Here is a 23411-nt window from a genome sequence, read left to right on the forward strand (position 1 = left end):
GCCGGAAACCATCACGGTTTCCGGCCGGCCGGCATTGCGCTTTCGTATTCTCCTTTTCGCTTTTCGCGATTCCGCCCTACTTGCAGACGGTCCCGGACTTCGGCACCTTCCCGTCGAGCAGGTACGCGTCCACCGCCTTCTTCACGCACGCGCTGCCGCCGTTGTAGGCGCCGTGCCCCTCGCCCTCGTACGTCAGCTCCACGCCGACGCCCTTGCCGAGCGCGTTCACCATGGCCCGGGCGCCCTCGTACGGCGTGGCCGGGTCGCCGGTGTTGCCGACCACCAGGATCGGCGCCGAGCCGGGCGCCGAGACGTCCGGGTGCTCCCAGGTCCCCGGCACCGGCCACTGCGAGCAGCCCGCGAGCGACCAGCCCATGAAGTCGCCGAAGACCGGGGAGGCCTCGCGGAACTCGCCGAGCCGCTCCTTCGCCTGGCCGAGGGTGTAGCGCTCCTTGAAGTCCACGCAGTTGATGGCGGCGTTGGCGGCCTGGATGTTGCTGTACGAGCCGTTCTGGCTGCGCCCGTTCATCGAGTCGGAGAGCGAGAGCAGCAGCGCCCCGTCGCCGCCGTCGGCCGCGTCGAGCCCCTGCTCCAGATAGGTCCAGAACTCCTTCGAGTACAGGGCCTGCGCGATGCCGTTGGTGGCCTGCGTCTGGGTCAGCTTGCGGTCCCCGATGCCGGCGATCGGCTTCTTGTCGAGGGAGGCCAGGAGGTCGGTGATGAAGGTCTCGATCTCGGCGACGCTGGAGCCGGGCAGCGTGCACTCGTCGCCCCGGTCCACGCAGTCCTGGGCGAAGTTGTCCAGGGCCAGCTGGAAGCCCTTCGCCTGGCCGAGGGCGCCGTCCTCGACGCCCGCCTCCGGGTCGACGACGGCGTCGAAGAGGGCCCGGCCGACGTTCTTCGGGAAGAGGTGGGCGTAGACGCCGCCGAGCTCCGTGCCGTACGAGATGCCGAAGTAGTGCAGCTTCTCGTCGCCGAGGACCTGGCGCATCAGGTCCATGTCCCGGGCGGCGTTCTCGGTGCCTACGTGCGGCAGCGAGGGCCCGGAGTCCTTCTCGCAGCCGGCCGCGTACCTCTTCTGCGCGTCGGACAGGGTCCGCTCCTCGGCCGCGTCGTCGGGCGTGAAGTCGAGGGCGTAGTACGCGTCGAGCTCCTTGTCGCCGAGGCACTCGACGGGGTCGCTGCGGCCCACCCCGCGCGGGTCGAAGGAGACCAGGTCGTAGCGGCCGCGCAGGGTCTCGTAGTCCTCGGCGAAGCTGGGCAGGCCGGTGACGCCGGAGCCGCCGGGGCCGCCGAAGTTGAAGACGAGCGAGCCGATCCGGCGGGAGGCGTCCCGGGCGCGCGCCCGGATGAGGGCCAGCTCGATGGTCTCGCCCTCCGGCTTCGACCAGTCGAGCGGGGTCTGGAGGAAGGAGCACTCCCAGGAGCCGCCGCCGGGGAGCGCGGACGGCGCGGGCCCGCCGCCCTCGGCCGCGGACGGCGGCGGACAGGGCGCCCAGGACAGCTTCTGCGCGGTCAGCGCCGGGCGGCCGCTGGGGCCCGACTCCTTCGGCGGCTCCGTGGCGTCGTCCCCGCCGTCCGAGCACCCGGCGGCGAGCAGCACGGCGGTGACGGCGAGCAGGGCGGCGCGGCGGGCTGCGGAGGTCGGCATGGATCCATGGTGGGCCGTCGCCCGCGCGTTCGCGCGGGAAGCGGGCCAAGCGGGTGGCCCGGGCGCGTCGGACCGCCCGCGACGGCCTTCACGGGGCCTGGCTCACGGCCCCTCCCGCTTCCTCCCGGTCCTCACGGCGCCTGGCTCACGGCCCCTTCCGCTTCCTCCCGGTGCTCACAGCGCCTCGCGCTTCGTCAGCCAGTTGAAGCAGAGCCAGCCCGGCAGGACCGGCAGCCACAGGGTGAGGAGGCGGTAGAGGAGCACCGCCGGGGTCGCGACCTCCAGCGGGAGGTTCCCCACCGTCACCAGGCCGCCGATCAGCGCGCCCTCGACCGCGCCGACACCGCCCGGCGTCGGCGCCGCCGAGCCGAGCGCGTTGCCCGCGAGGAAGACGACGGCCACGCTCGCGTAGCTGATCGACTGGCTGTCGTGCCCGAAGGCCCGGATCGAGGCGTCCAGGCAGAACACGAACGCGCCCGTCAGCAGGAGCATCCCGCTGATGCCGGTCACCAGCTTCACCGGCCGCTGGAGCACGTCCAGCATGCGCGGCACCACGCCCGCGAAGAGCGAGCGCAGCCGGGTCGACACGAACTTGCGCATGAACGGGATCGCCGTCACCACCAGGACGAGGACCGCGACCGTGAGCAGCCCGGCGATCACCGTCCTCGACGGGGTGAAGGACTGCGACTTCTCCGTCCCCGTCAGATAGCCGAAGGAGAGCAGGAGCAGGATGTGCGCCCCGAGCCCGAAGAGCTGCGAGGCGCCGACGCTGGCCACCGCGAGACCCGGCCTGACCCCCGCCCGCTGGAGGAAGCGGGTGTTCAGGGCGACGCCGCCGACCGCCGCCGGGGCGACGATCTTCACGAACGAGCCGGCGACCTGCGCCACCACCGTCCGCCGGAACCCGACCCGCTCGGGCACGAAGCCGAGCAGGCTCATCGCCGCCGCGACGTAGCTCAGCGCCGAGAACAGCACCGCCGCCGCCACCCACCGCCAGTCCGCCTCGCTGATCGTCGACAGCGGGGTGCTGGCGATCTGCGAGAGCAGGAAGTACGCGGCGACCGCGCCCGCGATCAGACTGACCAGGGTCCGGGGCTTGATCCGCTCCAGGCGCACCGGCTCCACCGGGGCCTGCGGGCGGATCAGCAGCACCTGCTGCCGGATCTGGGCGAGCAGGTCCTCCTCGCGGGCCTCGTCGAGCGCCGTGTCCAGGGCCCGCTTCTCGGCCTTCTTGTCCGCCTTCTTCTCGGCCTTCTCCGCCTTGGTCCCGGCCTTGGCGACGGCCTTCGTCCCGGCCCTGGTGCTGCCGGCCCCGGCCGGTACGACCGCGTGGTCCGCGGCGGTGCCGACGGAGGCGGCGGCCTCGGCCTTGGCGAGCTCCCGCTCGCGCTTGGCCGCCTGGGAGGCCTCGAGGACGGCCTCCCGCTCCCGCGCCGACCGCTCCCGCGCCAGTTTCCGCAGCGTCGCGCGCGTGGAGCGGCTCAGCGCGATCGGCTGGAGCAGCGGCAGACAGTCCGCGACGGTGTCCGGGCCGAGCACCTCGACGGCCGCGGCGACCGCCCGCTCGGCCCCGACCCGCAGGCCGAGGGTGGTGAGGAGCTGTGCGACGTCCATCCGCAGGACCAGGTCGCCGGCCGCGATCTCACCGCCCCGCAGATCGGTGAGGACCACCCTGCCGGAACGATCCACCAGAATGGCGTCCCCGGTGAGCCTGCGGTGTGCGATCCGGCGCGACTGGAGCGCCTTCACCTGCCGCCAGGCGCTGCGGACCAGCTCGTCGGTGATCTCGTGGTCGTCCAGCGCGTCCAGGCTGCGGCCGCCGATGTGCTCGTACACGAGCATCACGGCGTCCGGGCCGAGCTCCGAGGTGGCGATCAGCTTCGGCGCGTTCGCCCCGGCCGCGATCGCCGCGTACGCGAGGAGCGCCTCCTGCTCCAGGGCCTGGCGCAGCGAGACGATGGAGCGGCGGGTGGTGATCGTCCGCAGGCTGATCCGCCGCCACGCGCGGTAGAAGAAGCCGTGCGCCTGCTGCTCCCGGTCGACCACGGTGACGTCGAGCGGCGGCCCGTCCTCCAGGGTCACGATGTACCGGCGGCCCCGGTCCCCGCTGTCGACGGAGTCGGGCACGCCCTCCGCGCGCAGCGCCGTCACCGGCCGGAAGCCGACCCGGCGCAGACCGGCGAGCAGGGTCTGCCCGGTGGGCCGCACGTTCGGGGAGCCGACCGCGTACAGCGTGCCGTACGCCACCGTCCAGCCGATGAGGACGGTCAGGACGATCGAGAGCGCCGTGGTGTACCCGGCCACCAGCATCGTGAACGCGTCGAGCAGCAGCACCGCCCACAGCGACACCCGCCAGCGGGGTCTGCGGGCCATCCCGACGGCGGTCATGTACGCGATCACGGGGGCGAGGTAGTTGTGCACCGGGTCGGTCAGACCGCCCCCGGACTGCGGCTGGGTCAGGGCGTCCCGGATCGTGCCGGGCGCGGCCTCGGCGACCCAGAGGTCGGTGGCGAGCGTGACGCCGTGCGCGAGGACGGCGGCGAGGACGCCGTCCGCGATCCGCAGGCCGTCGCGTTTGATCAGCCGCTCGATGGCGAAGGCGACGGGGACGAGGAGGACGGCGATGGAGGAGACGAGACCGGCGATCTTGACGAAGACGTCCGGGGCGCCGACGGCGCTCTCGTTGATGTCCTTCTCCAGGCCCGAGGTGGTGGCGTGGGCGAACGCCGCCACGGCGAGGACGAGCCCGATCGCGAGCAGGCCGCCGAGCAGCCGCATCAGGTCGGAGGGCCGGTGGACACGGGCCGCGAGCAGCGGCTCGTCGCCGGAGACCCGCTCGGGCACGTCGGCCCTGCCCTCCTCGGGAGGCTGCGTGTCCTGCCCCATCATCCTGTCCGTCTCTGCCTGCGCGCCGTGTCGTTCCCGTCCCCGTACGCGTTCTTCTACGTGTCGCTCGTGCCGCTCTTGATCTCGTATCACCAGTCACCGCCCGCACGATGGTGGCACGAAGAGCCGCCGGGCGGAGGCATCAGGGCCATGTCGGCGCCGTGAGGCAGGATGGGGCGGACGGGCCCGGAGGGGCCCGCGGGACGGGACGGACGAGGGTGGAGGGGCCCGTGGGAGAGGCCGGAGGAGTGCCGGGGGGACGGCCGGGGGACGCGGAGGAGCTGCCTCCGTACGCGGAGCGGGTGCTCGACGTCGCGGACGCGATCCCGCCGGGCCGCGTGATGACCTACGGCGACATCGCCGAGTGGCTGGGCGAGGGCGGACCGCGCCAAGTCGGCCGGGTGATGGCCCTGTACGGCGGGGCGGCGCCCTGGTGGCGCGTGGTCCGCGCGGACGGCACGCTGCTGCCCGGCGCCGAGCTCCGGGCCCTCGCCCACTACCGCGAGGAGGGCACGCCGCTGCGGCAGGCGGGCCCGGCCTCCGAGGGGCACGTGCCCAGGGTCGACATGCGGCGGGCGCGGTGGGACGGCGTGACGGGCGCGGACGGGGACGGCGGCGGTGACGGCGCCCCCGGAGGTGCCGGAACTCACACGTGAGGGCATCGGCCCAGGAGGCGCGGGCCGGGCGGGGCGGACGGGCCGGAAGCGGTCCGGGGAGCGGTACGGAGTACGGCTCGCCGCCGCCCCGCTTCGCGTAACGTCGTCGTTCGCGTCTTCCGGGGCGGCCACGGCACACGGCCGCCTCACCCGCACCACCACACCCACCAGGACCGGCGATCCACGTGAGCTCCTCCTCCACCACCCGGCGTACGCCGCCGCACCAGGGACAGCCGCACCCGGGTCCGGGACGGCAGCGGACCCCGGGCGCGTACCGACTGGTGCGCACCGCGCCGGCCCCGCTGGATCCCCCTCGACTGGACGCGGCCCAGCGGGAAGTGGTTGAGCACGACGGCGGACCCCTCCTCGTCCTCGCCGGACCCGGCACCGGCAAGACGACCACGCTCGTCGAGTCGGTCGCGGCCCGCATGGAGCGGGGCGCCGACCCCGAACGCCTCCTGGTCCTCACCTTCAGCCGCAAGGCCGCCGTCGAACTCCGCGACCGGATGGCGGCCCGGCTCGGCGGCCGCCGCCCCCCGCAGGCGACGACCTTCCACTCGTACTGCTACGCCCTGATCCGCGCCCACCAGGACGCCGGGCTCTTCGCGGAGCCCCTCCGTCTGCTCTCCGGACCCGAACAGGACCTCGCGGTGCGCGAGCTGCTCGCCGGACAGATCGAGCTGGAGAGGAACGGCCTCGGCGGGATCCGCTGGCCCGACGAGCTGCGCGCCTGCCTCACCACTCGGGGCTTCGCCGACGAGGTGCGGGCCGTCCTCGCGCGCTCGCGGGAACTGGGCCTCGAACCGGACGCCCTCGCCCGCTTCGCGGACCGGGTCGGCCGCCCCGACTGGAAGGCGGCGGCCGGCTTCCTCGCCGAGTACCTCGACGTCCTCGACCTCCAGGGCGTCCTCGACTACACGGAACTGGTCCACCGGGCCGTGCTGCTCGCCGGGAGCGTCACCCTGCCCCGGTACGACGCGGTGTACGTCGACGAGTACCAGGACACCGACCCGGCGCAGGTCCGGCTCCTGCACGCGCTCGCGGGCGGCGGCCGGAGCACGGTCGTCGCCCTCGGCGACCCGGACCAGTCCATCTACGCGTTCCGGGGCGCCGACGTGAACGGCATCCTCGACTTCCCCGACTCCTTCGGCGGCGACTCCTTCGGCGGCGCCGAGGTCCGCGTCCTCGGCACCTCCCGCCGCTCCGGCGCGCGGCTCCTCGCCGCGACCCGGGAGCTCGCCCGGCGGATGCCGGTGCCCCGGCTCCCCGCCGACCGGGTCCGCGCCCACCGGGAGCTGACGGCGGTACGGGACGGGGGCCTGGCGGAGGCGTACACCTACCCGACGGCCTCGGCGGAGTCGGAGAACATCGCCGACCTGCTGCGGCGCGCGCACCTGGAGGACGGCGTCCCCTGGCAGGACATGGCCGTCCTCACCCGCGCCGGCGCCTCCCTGCCCGCCCTCCGCCGCGCCCTCACCTCGGCGGGCGTCCCGGTCGAGACGGACGCGGCGGACACACCCCTCCGCCACGAACCGGCGGTGGCGCCGCTGCTCCTCGCGCTCCGGGCGGTGTCGGGGGCGGGGGCGGCCTCCGGGGCGGGTGATCAGGACGGCCGGGCTTCGGAGGGGGGTGTCGGTGCCGGTGTCGAGGCCGATGTCGATACCAGTGCTGATGCCGGTGCCGGTGCCGGTGCCGCTGCCGATGCAGGTGTCGGTGCCACCGCCGATGCCAGTGCTGACGCCGATGCCGTCGACGTCGAGGAGCCGTCGGTTCACGCCGGTGCCGGTCGGCACGGCGACGGCGGGTGGCTCGACACCGAGACCGCGCTCGCGCTGCTCGCCTCGCCGCTCGCCGGGGTCGACCCGGCCGACCTGCGGCGGCTCGGGCGGGCGCTGCGGGACGAGGAGCGGGCGGCGGGCAACAAGGTGCCGCCGCCCTCCGACGTGCTGCTCGCCCGCGCGCTCGCCGAGCCCGAGCGGCTCGTCGCGCACGACCCCGCGTACACCCACGGCGTGCAGCGGCTCGGCCGGCTCCTCCGGGACGCCCGGACGCTGCTCGCCGCCGGCGGCACCGCCGAGGAGGCCCTCTGGGAGCTCTGGAAGGGCACCCCCTGGTCCGGCCGGCTGGAGCGCGCGGCCCTGCGCGGCGGTCCCGCCGGGCGGAACGCCGACCGCGACCTCGACGCCGTCTGCGCCCTCTTCGAGACCGCCGCCCGTGCCGAGGAGCGCGTCGGCGGCCGGGGCGTCGTCAACTTCCTCGAAGAGCTCGACGCCCAGGACATCGCCGCCGACACCCTCACCCGCCGCCACACCCGCCCGGACGCCGTCCGGCTCATGACCGCGCACCGCTCCAAGGGCCTGGAGTGGAGCCTCGTCGTCGTCGCCGGGGTCCAGGAGGGCCTCTGGCCCGACCTGCGCCGCCGCGGCTCGCTCCTCGAAGCCGACCGCATCGGCCGCGACGGCCTGGCCGAACCCCTCACCCCCGGCGCCCTCCTCGCCGAGGAGCGCCGCCTCTTCTACGTCGCCGCCACGCGCGCGCGTGACCGGCTCGTCGTCACCGCCGTGAAGGCCGCCGCCGAGGACGGGGACCAGCCGTCCCGCTTCCTCACCGAATTCGGCGCCGAGCCGAAGGACGTCCCCGGCCGCCCGCGCCGCCCCCTCGCCGTCTCCGCCCTGGTCGCGGAGCTGCGCGCCACCACCGTCGACCCGGACGCCTCGCCCGCGCTCCGGGACGCCGCCGCCCACCGCCTCGCCCGGCTCGCCGCCCTCACCGACGACGAGGGCCAGCCGCTGGTCCCGGCCGCGCACCCGGACCGCTGGTGGGGCCTGTTCGAGCCGACGCGCGCCGCGGCCCCGCTCCGCGAGCGCGACCGGCCGGTCGCGCTCTCGCCCAGCTCCCTCGACAACCTCGTCAGCACCTGCTCCCTCCAGTGGTTCCTGGGCCGCGAGGTCAGGGCCGCGGAACCCGCCACCGTCGCCCAGGGCTTCGGCAACGTCGTCCACGTCCTCGCCGACGAGGTCGCCTCCGGCCGCACCCCGGCCGACCTCGACGTCCTCATGGCCCGCCTGGACTCCGTCTGGGACGCCCTCGCCTTCGACGCGCCCTGGAAGTCGGCCCAGGAGAAGCAGAACGCGCGCGTGGCGCTCGAACGCTTCCTGAGCTGGCACGTCATGGACCGCGCCGGCCGCACCCCCGCCGCCTCCGAGCACGACTTCGACGTGACCCTGGAGGCGGGGGAGTACGAGGTCCGCATCCGGGGCTCCATGGACCGCGTCGAGACCGACGCGCAGGGCCGCGCCTACGTCGTCGACTTCAAGACCGGCAAGTCGGCCCCCACCAAGGACGAGGTGGCCCGCCACCCGCAGCTCGCCGTCTACCAGCTCGCCGTCCGCGAGGGCGCCCTGGACGAGGTCTTCGACGGCCGCCGTCCGGAGCCGGGCGGCGCCGAGCTCGTACAACTGCGGCAGGCCGCGCCGAAGAAGGAGGGCGGCGACGCCCTGCCGAAGGTCCAGGCGCAGGAGGCCCTGTCCGGGGAGTGGGTCGGGGAGCTGCTGGCCGGCGCCGCCGGCCGGGTCCTCGACGAGCGCTTCACCCCCACCACCGGCCAGCACTGCGCGACCTGCTCCTTCCGCGCCTCGTGCAGCGCCCGGCCGGAGGGCCGGCACGTCGTGGAGTGAGGGTGCGGGAGGACGCCGGAGCGTCGCGTTCCGCACCCCGGCGCGTCCGCCGCCCCGCGCGCGTGCCACCCTCGGTGCGGTGCCGTACGGGGGCACGTGGTGAACCGAACAGGGGGAGCGCGCGCGTGAAGGCCGACCGGAAGCTCTGGACGCGGATGACGGCGGTGGCGGTCTGCGTGGCCGTCGCCGTGGGGGCCACGGGCTGCTCCCGGGGCGGGGGCGGGCAGGCCGCTCCCGCCCCGGGGAACTCCGCCGCGGGGAGCTCCGTCACGGGCAGCCCCGCCGCGGGAGACCCCTTCGCGGGGCTCTCCGCCGACGCCATCGCCGAGAAGGCGTCGGCGAGCGTCAAGGCGGTCACCGCCGTCCGCATGACCGGCCACCAGGAGGAGGACGGCACGAAGGTCGTGATGGACGTCCGCGTCGACGGCAAGGGGATCTGCGAGGCGGAGCTGACCAACGAGGACGGGGGCAAGGGGACGTTCCTCCGCATCGACCGCTCCGTCTACACGAAGGGCGACGAGGCCTTCTGGAACACCTCCGAGCAGAACCGCACCATCGGCAGGCTCCTTGCCGGCCGCTGGGCGAAGACGTCCTACGAGGAGGGCAGCTCCCTCAGCGGGTTCTGCGACCTCCGCAACGTCTTCGAGGGCGACGACACCACCGGGCTGACCCGGGGCGAGGACACCGAGGTCGGCGGCGTCCCCGCCGTCACCCTGACCGGGAAGGCCGACGGGGGCGGGACCCGGACCCTGCACATCGCCAAGGACGCGGACAAGCCGTACTTCCTCCGCGTCGTCGAGACCGGCGGCGAGGAGACGGGCGAGATCACCTTCGGCGACTTCGGCAGGCCGGTCTCCGTCACCGTCCCGCCGGCCGACAGGACCGTGGAGATGGACGAGGTCCTGAAGGCCCTGGACTGACCTCCTCCTCCCGTCCCGCCGGACACCGGCCACGCGCGCGTGACGCCCCGTCGGAAAGAGAGGTCGGTCACGCGCGTGCGGGCCCCGCCCCCGGAACTCCCGGCACCGGGGCCCCGCACCCGGCCCGCGCTGTCGGACCGCCCCGCTAGCCTCTTCCGGTGACCGCACGCATCAGCGACCCCGAGGAGCTCAAGGAGCTGCTCGGCATCCCGTTCACCCCGGAGCAGACGGCCTGCATCACCGCGCCGCTCGCCCCGCAGGTCGTCGTGGCCGGCGCCGGCTCCGGCAAGACGACGGTGATGGCCGCCCGCGTGGTCTGGCTGGTCGGCACGGGCCAGGTCGCCCCCGAGCAGGTCCTCGGTCTCACCTTCACCAACAAGGCCGCCGGCGAACTCGCCGAGCGCGTCCGCACCGCCCTCGTCCGCGCCGGCGTCACCGACCCCGACGTCATCGATCCCGACAACCCGCCCGGCGAACCCCGCATCTCCACCTATCACGCCTTCGCCGGACAGCTCCTCACCGACCACGGCCTCCGCATCGGCCTGGAGCCCACCTCCCGGCTCCTCGCCGACGCCACCCGCTACCAGCTCGCCGCCCGCGTGCTGCGCGAGGCCCCCGGCCCGTACCCGGCGCTCACCCGGTCCTTCCCGACCCTCATCACCGACCTGCTCGCCCTCGACGCCGAGCTGGCCGAGCACCTCGTCCCGCCCGACCGGCTCCGCGCACACGACTCCGACCTGCTCACGGCCCTCGCGGGCGCCAAGCTGAGCAACGCCGAGCTGCGCAAGGTCCCCGAGGCCGCCGCCGCCCGCCGCGAGCTGCTCGACCTCGTCGTCCGCTACCGCGCCGCCAAGCGCTCCCGCGACCTGCTCGACTTCGGCGACCAGATCGCCCGCTCCGCCGAACTCGCCACCACCCGGCCCGAGGTCGGCACGATCCTGCGCGACGAGTTCCGGGTCGTCCTCCTCGACGAGTACCAGGACACCTCCGTCGCCCAGCGGCTGCTGCTCTCCGGCCTCTTCGGCCAGGGCACCGGGCACGCCGTGACCGCCGTCGGCGACCCCTGCCAGGCCATCTACGGCTGGCGCGGCGCCTCCGTCGCCAACCTGGACGACTTCCCCGAGCACTTCCCGCACCGCGACGGCAGCCCCGCGAGCCGTTACGCGCTCTCCGAGAACCGGCGCAGCGGCGGCCGCCTCCTCGACCTCGCCAACGGCCTCGCCGCCCCCCTGCGCGCCATGCACGCGGGCGTGGAGGCGCTGCGGCCCGCGCCCGGCGCCGAGAACGACGGCACCGTGCGGATCGCCCTGCTGCCCACCCACGCCGAGGAGATCGACTGGCTCGCGGACTCCCTCGCCCACCTCGTCCGCACCGGCCGCGAGCCCGGCGAGATCGCCGTCCTGTGCCGCACCGCCACCGACTTCCCCGCGATCCACGCCGCCCTCGTCGCCCGGGACGTGCCCGTCGAGGTCGTCGGCCTCTCCGGCCTCCTCCACCTGCCCGAGATCGCCGACCTCGTCGCCGTCTGCGAGGTCCTCCAGGACCCGGGCGCCAACGCCTCCCTGGTACGGCTCCTCACCGGCCCCCGCTGGCGGATCGGCCCCCGCGACCTCGCCCTCCTCGGCCGCCGCGCCCGCCTCCTGGTCCACCGGGGGAGCGAGGAGCCCGACCCCGAGCAGCGGCTCGCCGCCGCCGTCGAGGGCGTCGACCCGGCCGAGGTGATCTCCCTCGCCGACGCGCTCGACACCTTCCTCGACTCCGGCGGCGCCCCCGACGACGGCCTGGCGTTCTCCGCCGAGGCCCGGGTCCGCTTCGCCCGCCTCGCCGCCGAACTGCGCTCCCTGCGCAGCTCGCTCGCCGACCCCCTCATGGACGTGCTGCACCGGGTCCTCACCACGACCGGCCTGGAGGTCGAGCTCTCCGCGTCCCCGCACGCCCTCGCCGCCCGCCGCCGCGAGACCCTCGGCCACTTCCTCGACGTCGCCGCCGGCTTCGCCTCCCTCGACGGCGAGGCCACCCTCCTCGCCTTCCTCGGCTTCCTGCGCACGGCCGTCCAGTTCGAGAAGGGCCTCGACAGCGCCCTCCCCGGTGGCGAGAACACCGTCAAGGTCCTCACCGCCCACAAGTCCAAGGGCCTGGAGTGGGACGTCGTCGCCGTCCCCGGCCTGGTCGCCGGACAGTTCCCCAGTGCACGCGCGCGCGAGGCGTGGACCTCCCAGCCGCAGGTCCTGCCGCACGCCCTGCGCGGCGACGCCGCCACCCTGCCGCCGATCGACACCTGGGACGCCAAGTCCCTCGCCGCGTTCAAGACCGACATGCGCGAGCACCAGCACACCGAGGAACTGCGCCTGGGGTACGTCACCTTCACCCGCCCCCGCTCCCTCCTCCTCGGCTCCGGCCACTGGTGGGGCCCGAGCCAGAAGAAGCCCCGCGGCCCCTCGGACTTCCTCCTCGCCCTGTACGAGCACTGCGCGGCCGGGCACGGCGAGATCGAGGCCTGGGCGGACGAACCGGAGGAGGACGCGGAGAACCCGACCCTGGCGTCCGCCGACCGGGACGAGGCCTGGCCGCTGCCCCTGGATCGGGCGTCCTTCGAGCGCCGCAGGAAGGCGGCGGACCTCGTCCGGGACCGGTTGTGGACCGTCGTTCCGCAGGGGGGAACGGGGGAGCACCACCCCACGAGCGCGGCGCCCGAGCCCCGGGACCCGCGCCCCGAGGACCTCTGGCCGGACGACGAGGAGCCCGTCTGGGACGAGGAGTCCCTCCCCGAGGACACCCACGCGGACGCGGTGCCGGGTCCGAGGGCCCCGGAGCCGGAGGAGCCCGGGGCCCCGGAGCCGGAGGAGCCCGAGGAGGCGGGGGCCCCGGAGGACCCCGAGGGATCGGAGGAGACCGGCGCCCAGGAAGGCACCGGCGCCCTCACCCCCGAGGACGCCAGGACCATCGCCTCCTGGGACCGCGACCTCACCTCCCTCACCACCGAACTCCGCCGCGCCCGCGCCACCACCCGGGACGTGCTGCTGCCCGCGTACCTCTCCGCCTCCCAGGTGCTGCGCCTCGCCGCCGACCCCGACGGCTTCGCGCGGGAGCTGGCCCGGCCCCTGCCCAAGCCGCCGCAGCCCGCCGCCCGCCGGGGCACCCGCTTCCACGCGTGGGTGGAGTCCCGCCACGAGGAGCTGCCGCTGCCCTTCCTCGGCCCGGACGAGCTGCCCGGCGGCGAGGACTTCGCGGGCGAGCCCGAGATCCTCGACGAACGGGACCTGGAGGAGCTGAAGGAGGCCTTCGCCCGCACCCCGTACGCCCGCCGCACCCCGTACCGCGTCGAGGTCCCCGTCCACCTCACCCTCGCGGGCCGGGTCGTCCGGGGCCGGATCGACGCCGTCTACCGGGACCCGGAGACCGGTGCGTACGAGATCGTCGACTGGAAGACCAGCCGGACGCGCAGCGCCGACCCGCTCCAGCTCGCGATCTACCGGCTCGCCTGGGCCGAGCAGCACGGCCTCGCGCCCGAGGAGGTGGCCGCCGCCTTCGTGTACGTCCGGACGGGTGAGGTCGCCCGGCCCGCCCGGCTGCCCGGCCGGACCGAGCTGGAGGCGATCCTGCTGGGCGGGGCACCCCCGGACGCCGGATAGGCTCATACGTATGAGCGAGACCCCGGACAGCGCCGTCCACGCAGTGCGCACGTACGTCGAGCGGCACCGCGCCGCCTTCCTCGGCGACCTCGCCGAGTGGCTGCGCATCCCGTCCGTCTCGGCGCAGCCCGAGCGGGCCGGTGACGTGCGGCGCAGCGCCGACTGGCTCGCCGCCAAGCTCACGGAGACCGGCTTCACGACGGTCGAGGTCTGGGAGACCGCCGGCGCCCCCGCCGTGTTCGCGGAGTGGCCCTCGGACGACCCGGGCGCCCCGGCCGTCCTCGTCTACGGCCACCACGACGTGCAGCCCGCCGCCCGCGAGGACGGCTGGCACACGGACCCGTTCGAGCCGACCGTGGTCGACGGCCGGATGTACGCGCGCGGGGCGGCCGACGACAAGGGCCAGGTCTTCTTCCACACCCTCGGCGTCCGCGCCCACCTCGCCGCCACCGGCCGCACGGCCCCCGCCGTCCACCTCAAGCTGCTGATCGAGGGCGAGGAGGAGTCCGGCTCCCCGCACTTCCGCGAGCTGGTCGAGGCCCGCGCGGAGCGGCTCGCCGCCGACGCCGTGATCGTCTCCGACACCGGCATGTGGTCCGAGACCACCCCCACCGTCTGCACCGGCATGCGCGGGGTCGCGGACTGCGAGATCGAGCTGTACGGCCCCGACCAGGACGTCCACTCCGGCTCCTTCGGCGGCGCCGTGCCGAACCCGGCCACCGTCGCCGGCCGGATCGTCGCCGCCCTCCACGACGCCGACGAGCGCGTGGCGATCCCCGGTTTCTACGACGGGGTGACCGAGCTGACCGACACCGAGCGGGCCCTCGTCGCCGAGCTGCCCTTCGACGAGGCGGCCTGGCTGCGCACCGCCAAGTCCCACGCCACCCTGGGCGAGGCCGGCTTCTCCACCCTGGAGCGGGTCTGGGCCCGCCCCACCGCCGAGGTCAACGGCATCGGCGGCGGCTACCAGGGCCCCGGCGGCAAGACGATCGTCCCCGCCTCCGCCCACCTCAAGCTCTCCTTCCGGCTCGTCGCCGGCCAGGACCCCGCCACGATCGAACTCGCCGTACGGGACTGGCTCGCCGGACTCGTCCCGGCCGGGATCCGGTACGAGATCGTCTTCGGCGCCCCGACCCGCCCCTGCCTCACCCCCCTCGGCCACCCCGCCCTGAAGGCGGTGGCCGGGGCCATGAGCCGGGCCTTCGACGGCGCCGAGGTCCGCTACACCCGCGAGGGCGGCTCGGGTCCGGCCGCCGACCTCCAGGACGTCCTGGAGGCACCCGTCCTGTTCCTCGGCATCTCCGTCCCGTCCGACGGCTGGCACGCCCCGAACGAGAAGATCGAGCTCGATCTCCTCATGAAGGGCGTCGAGACGACCGCTCATCTCTGGGGCGACCTGCCCGTCGCCCTCCAGGCCGCCGAGCGCTGAACCCACCACACCGAACCGGGGGAGTTGGAAGCAACCTGTGAGCACCTTGAAGAACGCGCCGGCCCTGAAAGACACGTCGGCCCCGGAGAACGCCCCGGACTCCCCGGACGCCCCGGACTCCCCGTTCCCGGCGGACGCCCCGGCGGACCGCCCGATCTCGCTCACCGCCCCGAGCGGCGTCGACCGCGCCGCCCACCACCGCCTCGACGAGGCGTGGCTCGCGGCGGCCTGGAGCCACCCCACGACCCGGGTCTTCGTGGTCTCCGGCGGCCAGGTGCTGATCGACGACCGGCCCGACGGCACCACCGAACTCGTCATGACCCCGGCGTTCGAGGCCCCGGTCACCGAGACCCACCGCTACTTCCTGGGCACGGACGCCGACGGGGTCTCCTACTTCGCGCTCCAGAAGGACTCCCTGCCCGGCCGCATGGACCAGTCCGCCCGCCCCGCCGGACTGCGCGAGGCCGGGCTGCTGCTCTCCGACCGGGACGCCGGTCTGATGGTGCACGCCGTGGCCCTGGAGAACTGGCAGCGCCTCCACCGCTTCTGCTCGCGCTGCGGCGAGCGCACGGTCATCGCCGCGGCCGGGCACATCCGCCGCTGCCAGGCCTGCGGCGCCGAGCACTACCCGCGCACCGACCCCGCGGTGATCATGCTCGTCACGGACGATCAGGACCGGGCCCTGCTCGGCCGCCAGGTCCACTGGCCGGAGGGCCGCTTCTCGACCCTCGCCGGCTTCGTCGAGCCGGGCGAGTCCATCGAGCAGTCGGTGGTCCGCGAGGTCTTCGAGGAGGCGGGCGTCACGGTCGGCGAGGTCGCGTACGTCGCCAGCCAGCCCTGGCCCTTCCCGTCCAGCCTGATGCTGGGCTTCTTCGCCCGCGCCACCTCCTCGGAGATCACCGTGGACGGGGAGGAGATCCACGAGGCCCGCTGGTTCTCCCGCGAGGAGCTGGCCGCCGCCTTCGAGACCGGCGAGGTCGTCCCCCCGTACGGCATCTCGATCGCCTCCCGCCTGGTCGAGCGCTGGTACGGCAGGCCGCTCCCGAAGCCGGGCGACGTGCTCTGACCCGCCCGACCAGCCCGGGGCCCGGTCCCGAATCCGGACCCTGATCCGGACCTCGATCCGGACCTCGATCCAGGCCCGGACCCCGACCCGAACCCGTCAGGACGAAACCGTTTCCCCCGCGCGGACGGGCGCGAGGGAGGCGGCGGCCGTGGAGATGACCTCGTCCAGGACGTCGCGGGAGCGCACCAGGTCCGCGATCGTACGGTCGATGCGGTCGCGCTCCGCGCTCAGCTCGTCGACGAGCCGGGGCGTGGCGATCTCGCTCGCCGCCCCGTCCGCGTCCCGCATGCAGGGCAGCAGCAGCGCGATCTTCCTGCTGGTGAGCCCGGCCGCGTACAGCGCCTGGACCCGGATGACGCGGTCCACCGCCCATTCCCCGAAGTCGCGCTGCCCTCCCGGCGTGCGCTCGGACGCCAGGAGGCCCTGCGTCTCGTAGTAGCGCAGCGACCTCTCGCTCACCCCGCTGCGCCGGGCGAGTTCACCGATCCGCATGTCACATCCCCGTTCGCCGGAACCGGACTTGAACCTGACACCAGTGTCAACTCCTACCGTACGGGCATGACGAACGCACCGGACGCACTCCGCCCCTCCCGCCTCTTCGACTCCGCCCGCCTCGGCCCGCTGGAACTGCCGAACCGCCTGGTGATGGCGCCGATGACCCGCAACCGCGCCACGGCCGACGGCGTCCCGAAGCCCGTCATGGCCACCTACTACGCCCAGCGCGCCTCCGCCGGCCTGATCGTCGCCGAGGCCTCCACGCCGAACGCCGTGGGCCAGACCTACCCGAACATCACGGCCATCCACAACGACGCCCACGTGGCCGGATGGCGGCGGGTCACCGACGCCGTGCGCGCGGCCGGCGGCCGGATGTTCCTCCAGCTCCAGCACGGCGGCCGGGTCGGTCACCCCGACAACAGCGGGCTCACGCCCGTCGCCCCCTCGCCGGTCGCCCTCCCCGAGCCGATCCACACGCCCGGCGGACGCCGGGACGCCGTCGTCCCGCGCGAGATGACCGTCGAGGAGATCCGCGCCACCGTCGCCGACTTCGCCGCCGCGGCCCGCAGGGCCGTCGACGCGGGCTTCGCCGGCGTGGAGGTCCACGCCGCCAACGGCTACCTGCTGCACCAGTTCCTGGCGAAGAACACCAACCGCCGCACCGACGCGTACGGCGGCTCCGTCGCCGGGCGGATCCGCCTCACCGTCGAGGTGGTCCGGGCCGTCGCCGACGCGATCGGCCCCGAGCGGGTGGGCGTGCGGCTCGCCCCCGGCCTGACCGTCAACGGCATCGAGGAGGGCGACACCGAAGACATCTACCCGGCCCTCGTCGCCGCCCTGGCCCCCGTCGGCCCGGCCTATCTGCACCTCGTCTTCGCCGACCCGGACCAGCCGCTCTTCCAGGACATCCGGAAGACCTGGGAGGGAACCCTGATCGCCAACCCCGTCCTGGGCTGGGGCGGGCCCCTGCCCGCCGACGGCGGCCGCCGCGCGGCCGAGCGGCTTCTCGCCGCCGGGGCCGACCTGATCTCCCTGGGCCGCCCCTTCCTCGCCAACCCCGACCTCGTCGAACGCCTCCGGACCGGGGCCGCGATCAACCCCGTCCGCGAGGAGGGCCTGATGTACACGGGCGGCGAGAACGGCTACACCGACTACCCGACCCTCGCGGACGTCCCCCCGGCACGCGAGGCCGTTTCCCCGGAGCACGAGAACGCCCCCTCCGGTCGGGTGTGACCGAAGGGGGCGTGATGCGAGCGGCGGCCGCAGTGGCCGAAAATCGATCAGGCGCCGATCTTCTGCTTGACCTGCGCGAGGCTCGGGTTCGTCAGGGTGGAGCCGTCCGGGAAGAGCACGGTCGGCACGGTCTGGTTGCCGCCGTTGGCCTTCTCGACGAACGCCGCCGAGTCCGGGTCCTGCTCGATGTTGATCTCCGTGTACGCGATGCCCTCGCGCTCCATCTGGCTCTTCAGCCGACGGCAGTAGCCGCACCACGTGGTGCTGTACATCGTCACAGTGCCCTGCATGGCCAGGCGCTCCTCTGGTTCTTCGCTTGCGTTCGCTGACGGGTCCGAGAAGGAGAACGTACGCCCCGCCCGTCCCATTCCCGCAACCGGTCCCGGGCCCGGTCCCGCGCCCCGCGATTCGTATGACCGGAGCCTCCCGCCTGTGGACAACCCGGCGCACCGGCCCCGCGGGACCTGGCAGCATGGCGGGGTGACAGCAGCGACGCACTCCACTCTCTTCCCCCGGGTCCCGGAGACGGCCGACGCGGTGCTCGACGGGCTCGACCCCGAGCAGCGCGAGGTCGCGCTCGCCCTGGGCGGCCCGATGTGCGTGCTGGCGGGAGCCGGCACGGGCAAGACGCGGGCCATCACGCACCGGATCGCGTACGGGGTGCGGGCGGGCGTGCTCCAGCCCGCCGGCGTGCTCGCCGTCACCTTCACCAACCGCGCGGCGGGCGAGATGCGCGGCCGGCTCCGGCAGCTCGGCGCGGGCGGCGTCCAGGCCCGCACCTTCCACTCCGCCGCCCTCCGCCAGCTCCAGTTCTTCTGGCCGAAAGCAGTCGGTGGCGAGCTGCCCCGGCTCCTGGAGCGGAAGGTCCAGCTCGTCGCCGAGGCCGCCGCCCGCTGCCGGATCCGGCTCGACCGGAACGAGCTGCGGGACGTCACCGGTGAGATCGAGTGGGCCAAGGTCACCCAGACCGTCCCCGCCGACTATCCGGCCGTCGTCGCCAAGGCCCACCGGGACGCCCCCCGCGACCCGGCCGAGATCGGCCAGATCTACGCCACGTACGAGCAGCTCAAGCGCGACCGATCGGTGATCGACTTCGAGGACGTGCTGCTGCTCACCGTCGGCATCCTCCAGGACCGGCACGACATCGCCGACCAGGTCCGCCGCCAGTACCAGCACTTCGTGGTGGACGAGTACCAGGACGTCTCCCCGCTCCAGCAGCGGCTGCTCGACCTGTGGCTCGGCGACCGCGACAGCCTCTGCGTGGTCGGCGACGCCAGCCAGACGATCTACTCCTTCACCGGCGCCACCCCCGACCACCTGCTGAACTTCCGCACCCGGCACCCCGGCGCCACCGTGGTCAAGCTGGTCCGCGACTACCGCTCCACCCCCCAGGTCGTCCACCTGGCCAACGGACTGCTCTCCCAGGCCCGCGGCCGGGCCGCCGAGCACCGCCTGGAGCTGATCTCCCAGCGCGACCCGGGCCCCGAGCCGGTCTACGCCGAGTACGCCGACGAGCCCGCCGAGGCCGAGGGCACCGCCCGCCGGGTCCGCGACCTCGTCGCCGCCGGCGTGCCGGCCGGCGAGATCGCCGTCCTCTACCGGATCAACGCCCAGTCCGAGGTCTACGAGCAGGCCCTCGCCGACGCCGGAGTGCCCTACCAGCTCCGCGGCGCCGAGCGCTTCTTCGAGCGCCAGGAGGTCCGGGAGGCGGGCATCGCCCTGCGCGGCGCGGCCCGTGCCGGGGGCAACGACTCCCTCCTCGACGACGCCGAGGACCTGCCCGCGCAGGTCAGGGCGGTCCTCTCCACCAAGGGCTGGACCACCGAGCCGCCCGCGGGCTCCGGCGCCGTCCGCGACCGCTGGGAGTCCCTCGCCGCCCTCGTCCGGCTGGCCGAGGACTTCGCCCGCGCCAGGCCGGGGGCCACCCTCTCCGACCTGGTCGCCGAGCTCGACGAGCGGGCCGCCGCCCAGCACGCCCCGACCGTCCAGGGCGTCACCCTCGCCTCGCTGCACGCGGCCAAGGGCCTCGAATGGGACGCCGTCTTCCTGGTCGGCCTCACCGAGGGCATGATGCCGATCACCTACGCCAAGACCGACGAGCAGGTCGAGGAGGAGCGGCGCCTGCTGTACGTCGGCGTCACCCGCGCCCGGGTCCACCTCGCGCTCTCCTGGTCCCTCTCCCGCTCCCCGGGCGGCCGGCCCTCCCGGCGCCCCACCCGCTTCCTCAAGGGCCTGCGCCCCGGCTCCGGCGCCCTCGGGGCCCTCGGCCACGGCGGCGGCGTCCGGAGCTCCGTCGAGCGGGGGAGCGCCGACGGCCGGCGCAGGACGCGCGGCCCCGTCCGCTGCCGGGTCTGCGGCACGACCCTCACCGAGGCGGGCGCGATGAAGCTGATGCGCTGCGAGGACTGCCCCTCGGACATGGACGAGGGGCTGTACGAGCGGCTCCGCGACTGGCGCGCCGAGCGGGCGGGCGAGCTCGGCCAGCCGGCCTATTGCGTCTTCACCGACAAGACGCTCATGGCGATCGCCGAGCGCGTCCCCGCCACCGGCGGGGAGCTCGCCTCGATCTCCGGCGTCGGCACCCGCAAGCTGAACCGCTTCGGAGCCGACGTCCTGGCCATCTGCGCAGGTGAGGAGGGAGGGACGGGGGCCGGTGAGGACTGAGGAAAACTCGTCGGAAAAATAGTTTGCGCCCGCCCCGTCAAGCCCCATAGGTTCTTAACCACGGAAACGACGGCTTCTTCGAAGCCCTGTCTTCGTGCTGTACTTGTCCAAATAAACATGAGGGTCCGGCTCGCACCCGAGCCCTCCGAGACGCCGAGAGGAGGCGATTCCAGTGATCAGCAGCACCATTCAGACCAGCACCGCCAGCTTCGTCAGCACCGCCAAAATGACCGATCGCTCGGTCGTCTCCGCCTGCTCGCTCGGCCTCTCCGCCGTGTCGTTCATTGGCACCGGTCTGCCTACCTCCGGTCTCTCCGGCCTCGGCATGCCCGCCGCCGTAGAGCTTCGGGCCTCCGTGGACCTGCGCAATGAGCGACCGACCAAGGCACTGGAAGCAGGAGCAGCGGGCAAGGCCAAGGCCTATGCCTTTGCGGCGACCGGTGCCGGCACCCAGCAGCAGACGATTCACCACACGATGTGGGCCTTCCGTGGGCTCGAACCCTGGAGTGATCCAGCCTGATCCAGGATCAGGCAGGCGCCTTCAGGGCCGCGGAACCCCACCCGGGATCCGCGGCCCTTCTGTTTGTCCCCGAACGGGGACGGTTCGTCTCCGAACGGGGACGGGCGGGAGAAGGGGCCTCGGGACAGACACGACCCGGTACCAGCCGAAACCCCGGCCAACAGGCCGGAAAGACCAGACGAGGAAAGAACACCGTGCAACTCGAAGCGCACGCCCCGTCCGTACCGCTTTCCGATTCGATCCCCCAGCCCGGCCTCACGGAGGACCCCGCTTTGACCCCCCTCACCGCGCTCACCGCGCTCGACGACGCCATCGAGAACCTCGGCGTCCCCGTCCCCTGTCGCTCCTACGACCCCGAGGTCTTCTTCGCGGAGTCCCCGGCGGACGTGGAGTACGCGAAGTCCCTCTGCCGGACCTGCCCGCTCGTGGCCGCCTGCCTCGCCGGCGCCAAGGAGCGGCGCGAGCCGTGGGGCGTCTGGGGCGGTGAGCTCTTCGTCCAGGGCGTGGTCGTCGCCCGGAAGCGGCCCCGTGGCCGTCCGCGCAAGAACCCGGTCTCGGCATGAACGCCACCGGAACCATCGACCGCCCCCACACGCACGATCCCCAGAAGCAGGCCCCGATGACCTCTTCCACCAGCGAGCCCGCCGGCTCCGCGACCTCAGCCTTCTCCCCCGCCGCCGCTCCCGTGGCGCGTCAGAACAGGACCCGTGAAATGCAACTCATCCCCGAAGCCCTGGCTCGTGCCCATATGCACGACCGACAGCGCGAGGCCGAGGCGGAACGCCAGGCCGTGCGCCTGGTCGCCGCCCGGCGCATGCAGCGCCGCGCCGAGCGCGTCTCGCTGCGCGCCCGCCGCGCGCTGGCCATGGCCGTCATGCACTGAGAACCCGCGCCCTCCGGGGCGCCGTCGCGGGGGCCGGTCCGTCAGGACCGGCCCCCGCGGTGCGTTGTGCGGGACCGCGGACGCCCCGCCGGGCTATCGTCGCGAGGGTGAACGACGCCGGTGCCCCCGAGGAGCCCTTCACCTGCGCGCGCTGCGGCAGGACCGCCGACACCCTGCCGCTGACCTGGACCTGTTCGGTGGAGGACGACCGCCGGGTGTACTTCTGCGAGGAGTGCTCCCGGGCCAACCTCCGCGCCATCGAGGGCAGACTCGACTCCTCCTGGTGGTGACGGTTCCTAGCCCGCCTCCACCGCTGTCTCGGCTTCCGCTTCCGGCTCGGCGAAGCCCGGGAGCCATGCGACCAGTTCGTCGCGCAGGCGGACCGTCGCGTTCAACTGGCACAGCACCCCGATGGTGCTCAGCGTCACCCGGTGGATCAGCAGGTACGAGGGCGGCAGGTTCAGCTGCTTGCCCAACTGGTGGGCGGGGGAGCGGGGGTCGGCGATCCGGGCCGCCTGGGTGCGCATCCAGGAACGCGTGAAGACGAAGGACTCCGCCTCGGCCGGCTCGATGATCGGCAGCAGGTACTCCAGGACCGCGTCCGGATCGAGCGAGACGGTCTCCTTGACGAAGCCCTCCTCGCGCAGCAGGTCGTAGACCGTCTCGGCGTCACCGGCCAGCGTCATCCGCAGACAGGTGCCGATCGTCCCGGGCAGCCCGCCCGGCAGCCGGTCCACGGTGCCGAAGTCGAGGACGCCGAGCCGCCAGCCCTCCGGGTCCCCCTCCCCGTCGGCCCCGGGCAGCAGCCGGAAGTTCCCCGGGTGCGGATCGGCGTGCAGCAGACCGGTGCGCGCCGGGCCGGAGAAGAGGAAGCGGGCGAGGAGCTGGCCCGCCCGGTCCCGCTGCTCCCGGGTGCCGTCCGCGATCACCTCCGCGAGCGGAAGCCCCTCCATCCACTCGGTCACCAGGACCTGTTCCGACTGGTGCACCACCGCCGGGACCACCACGTCCGGATCGTCCGCGAACTCCTCCGCGTGCTTCCGCTGGGCCGTGGCCTCCAGGCCGTAGTCCAGCTCCTCGGAGACCCGGTCCCGCATCTCGGCGATCAGTGGCTTGATGTCCATGCCCGGGACCAGCGGGCCGAGGAGCCGGGCGAAGCGGCTCAGCTGGGTGAGGTCCGAGAGCAGCGCCTCCCCGGCGCCCGGGTACTGCACCTTGACCGCGACCTCGCGCCCGTCGTGCCACACGGCCCGGTGCACCTGTCCGATCGAGGCCGCGGCCGCCGGCTTGTCCTCGAACTCCAGGAACAGCTCCCGCCAGTCGGCGCCGAGACGCTCCTCCAGGACCGCGTGCACCGTCCGCGTCGGCATCGGGGGCGCCGCGTCCTGGAGCTTCGTCAGGGCCGCCCGGTACGGACCGGCGACCTCCTCCGGCAGGGCCGACTCGAAGACGGAGAGCGCCTGCCCGAACTTCATCGCCCCTCCCTTCAACTCACCGAGCACCTTGAAGAGTTGGTCGGCCGTGCGCTGCTGGAGCTCGCGGGCGACGATCTCCGCCGATCTGCCGCCGATCCGCTTGCCCAGGCCCCAGGTGGCCCGGCCCGCGAAGCCCAGGGGCAACGCGGCCAACTTGGCGGTCCGGGTGACCGCCTTCCGGGGAAGATCAGACATGCGCCCCTCCAAAACCCAGACTGCAGTGC

At 74.1% G+C, this 23411-nt stretch carries 17 protein-coding genes; 12 read left to right on the plus strand and 5 right to left on the minus strand.

All coding sequences use genetic code 11. The features are described 5' to 3' along the window. Positions 1-76: 76 nt before the first annotated feature. Both ACWGSR_RS26850 and ACWGSR_RS26855 read right to left on the minus strand, forming a co-directional pair. On the minus strand, positions 77-1651 hold the full coding sequence (locus tag ACWGSR_RS26850) for an alpha/beta hydrolase (RefSeq protein WP_376328236.1): 1575 nt from the start codon (positions 1649-1651) through the stop codon (positions 77-79). 174 nt (positions 1652-1825) lie between these two features. Next, positions 1826-4537, minus strand: a complete 2712-nt coding sequence (locus ACWGSR_RS26855; protein WP_453569680.1) for a flippase-like domain-containing protein — start codon at positions 4535-4537, stop codon at positions 1826-1828. Between the two features lie 230 nt (positions 4538-4767). Here ACWGSR_RS26855 and ACWGSR_RS26860 point away from each other — a divergent pair, with 230 nt between their 5' ends. From ACWGSR_RS26860 to nudC, 6 genes are all read left to right on the plus strand, one after another. Continuing rightward, positions 4768-5193 carry an MGMT family protein gene (locus tag ACWGSR_RS26860; protein WP_453569683.1) on the plus strand — a complete coding sequence of 142 codons (426 nt, stop codon included), beginning with the start codon at positions 4768-4770 and terminating at the stop codon, positions 5191-5193. Positions 5194-5378: 185 nt separating this feature from the next. Next, positions 5379-8870 carry an ATP-dependent helicase gene (locus tag ACWGSR_RS26865; protein ID WP_453569686.1) on the plus strand — a complete coding sequence of 1164 codons (3492 nt, stop codon included), beginning with the start codon at positions 5379-5381 and terminating at the stop codon, positions 8868-8870. A 125-nt stretch (positions 8871-8995) separates the two neighbouring features. Further along, positions 8996-9790, plus strand: coding sequence for a hypothetical protein (locus ACWGSR_RS26870; RefSeq protein WP_453569689.1), 795 nt, complete (start codon positions 8996-8998; stop codon positions 9788-9790). A 158-nt stretch (positions 9791-9948) separates the two neighbouring features. After that, positions 9949-13422 (plus strand): ATP-dependent helicase, encoded by a 3474-nt coding sequence (locus ACWGSR_RS26875; RefSeq protein ID WP_453569692.1) that lies wholly within the window; start codon positions 9949-9951, stop codon positions 13420-13422. A 10-nt stretch (positions 13423-13432) separates the two neighbouring features. Beyond that, positions 13433-14851, plus strand: coding sequence for a dipeptidase (locus tag ACWGSR_RS26880; RefSeq protein WP_376243129.1), 1419 nt, complete (start codon positions 13433-13435; stop codon positions 14849-14851). A 154-nt stretch (positions 14852-15005) separates the two neighbouring features. Then, a complete protein-coding gene (gene nudC / locus ACWGSR_RS26885; protein WP_376243147.1) occupies positions 15006-15917 on the plus strand; it encodes an NAD(+) diphosphatase in 912 nt (303 codons plus the stop codon). Between the two features lie 96 nt (positions 15918-16013). On the opposite strand, the gene ACWGSR_RS26890 is transcribed toward nudC, so the two are convergent. Then, positions 16014-16409: a MerR family transcriptional regulator gene (locus tag ACWGSR_RS26890; protein WP_376243127.1), complete on the minus strand. Its 396-nt coding sequence runs from the start codon at positions 16407-16409 to the stop codon at positions 16014-16016. A gap of 66 nt (positions 16410-16475) precedes the next feature. Between ACWGSR_RS26890 and ACWGSR_RS26895 the strand changes: the two genes are divergently transcribed. Beyond that, positions 16476-17645, plus strand: a complete 1170-nt coding sequence (locus tag ACWGSR_RS26895) for an alkene reductase (RefSeq protein WP_453569696.1) — start codon at positions 16476-16478, stop codon at positions 17643-17645. Between the two features lie 47 nt (positions 17646-17692). On the opposite strand, the gene ACWGSR_RS26900 is transcribed toward ACWGSR_RS26895, so the two are convergent. Continuing rightward, positions 17693-17935: a mycoredoxin gene (locus tag ACWGSR_RS26900; protein WP_366371716.1), complete on the minus strand. Its 243-nt coding sequence runs from the start codon at positions 17933-17935 to the stop codon at positions 17693-17695. Between the two features lie 190 nt (positions 17936-18125). Between ACWGSR_RS26900 and ACWGSR_RS26905 the strand changes: the two genes are divergently transcribed. From ACWGSR_RS26905 to ACWGSR_RS26925, 5 genes are all read left to right on the plus strand, one after another. After that, complete coding sequence (locus ACWGSR_RS26905; protein ID WP_453569699.1) at positions 18126-20309, plus strand: ATP-dependent DNA helicase UvrD2; 2184 nt, start codon at positions 18126-18128, stop codon at positions 20307-20309. Positions 20310-20481: 172 nt separating this feature from the next. Beyond that, positions 20482-20829, plus strand: a complete 348-nt coding sequence (locus tag ACWGSR_RS26910) for a hypothetical protein (RefSeq protein WP_376243120.1) — start codon at positions 20482-20484, stop codon at positions 20827-20829. A 194-nt stretch (positions 20830-21023) separates the two neighbouring features. After that, positions 21024-21392 carry a WhiB family transcriptional regulator gene (locus tag ACWGSR_RS26915; protein ID WP_376243118.1) on the plus strand — a complete coding sequence of 123 codons (369 nt, stop codon included), beginning with the start codon at positions 21024-21026 and terminating at the stop codon, positions 21390-21392. Continuing rightward, on the plus strand, positions 21389-21712 hold the full coding sequence (locus ACWGSR_RS26920; protein ID WP_383329622.1) for a hypothetical protein: 324 nt from the start codon (positions 21389-21391) through the stop codon (positions 21710-21712). The genes ACWGSR_RS26915 and ACWGSR_RS26920 overlap by 4 nt, the downstream gene beginning before the upstream one ends. Positions 21713-21819: 107 nt before the next feature. Next, positions 21820-22002: a hypothetical protein gene (locus tag ACWGSR_RS26925; protein WP_366371725.1), complete on the plus strand. Its 183-nt coding sequence runs from the start codon at positions 21820-21822 to the stop codon at positions 22000-22002. A gap of 6 nt (positions 22003-22008) precedes the next feature. Here ACWGSR_RS26925 and ACWGSR_RS26930 read toward each other — a convergent pair whose 3' ends face one another. After that, on the minus strand, positions 22009-23382 hold the full coding sequence (locus tag ACWGSR_RS26930) for an ABC1 kinase family protein (RefSeq protein WP_453569704.1): 1374 nt from the start codon (positions 23380-23382) through the stop codon (positions 22009-22011). Positions 23383-23411 lie beyond the last annotated feature (29 nt).

Source organism: Streptomyces sp. NPDC055632, from assembly GCF_053618675.1.

Bases quoted from the DNA above. Each gene is read 5' to 3' on its own strand.
- ACWGSR_RS26850 (WP_376328236.1), bottom strand. From the start codon at position 1,651: ATGCCGACCTCCGCAGCCCGCCGCGCCGCCCTGCTCGCCGTCACCGCC.
- ACWGSR_RS26855 (WP_453569680.1), bottom strand. From the start codon at position 4,537: ATGGGGCAGGACACGCAGCCTCCCGAGGAGGGCAGGGCCGACGTGCCC.
- ACWGSR_RS26880 (WP_376243129.1), top strand. From the start codon at position 13,433: ATGAGCGAGACCCCGGACAGCGCCGTCCACGCAGTGCGCACGTACGTC.
- ACWGSR_RS26890 (WP_376243127.1), bottom strand. From the start codon at position 16,409: ATGCGGATCGGTGAACTCGCCCGGCGCAGCGGGGTGAGCGAGAGGTCG.
- ACWGSR_RS26895 (WP_453569696.1), top strand. From the start codon at position 16,476: ATGACGAACGCACCGGACGCACTCCGCCCCTCCCGCCTCTTCGACTCC.
- ACWGSR_RS26900 (WP_366371716.1), bottom strand. From the start codon at position 17,935: ATGCAGGGCACTGTGACGATGTACAGCACCACGTGGTGCGGCTACTGC.
- ACWGSR_RS26920 (WP_383329622.1), top strand. From the start codon at position 21,389: ATGAACGCCACCGGAACCATCGACCGCCCCCACACGCACGATCCCCAG.
- ACWGSR_RS26930 (WP_453569704.1), bottom strand. From the start codon at position 23,382: ATGTCTGATCTTCCCCGGAAGGCGGTCACCCGGACCGCCAAGTTGGCC.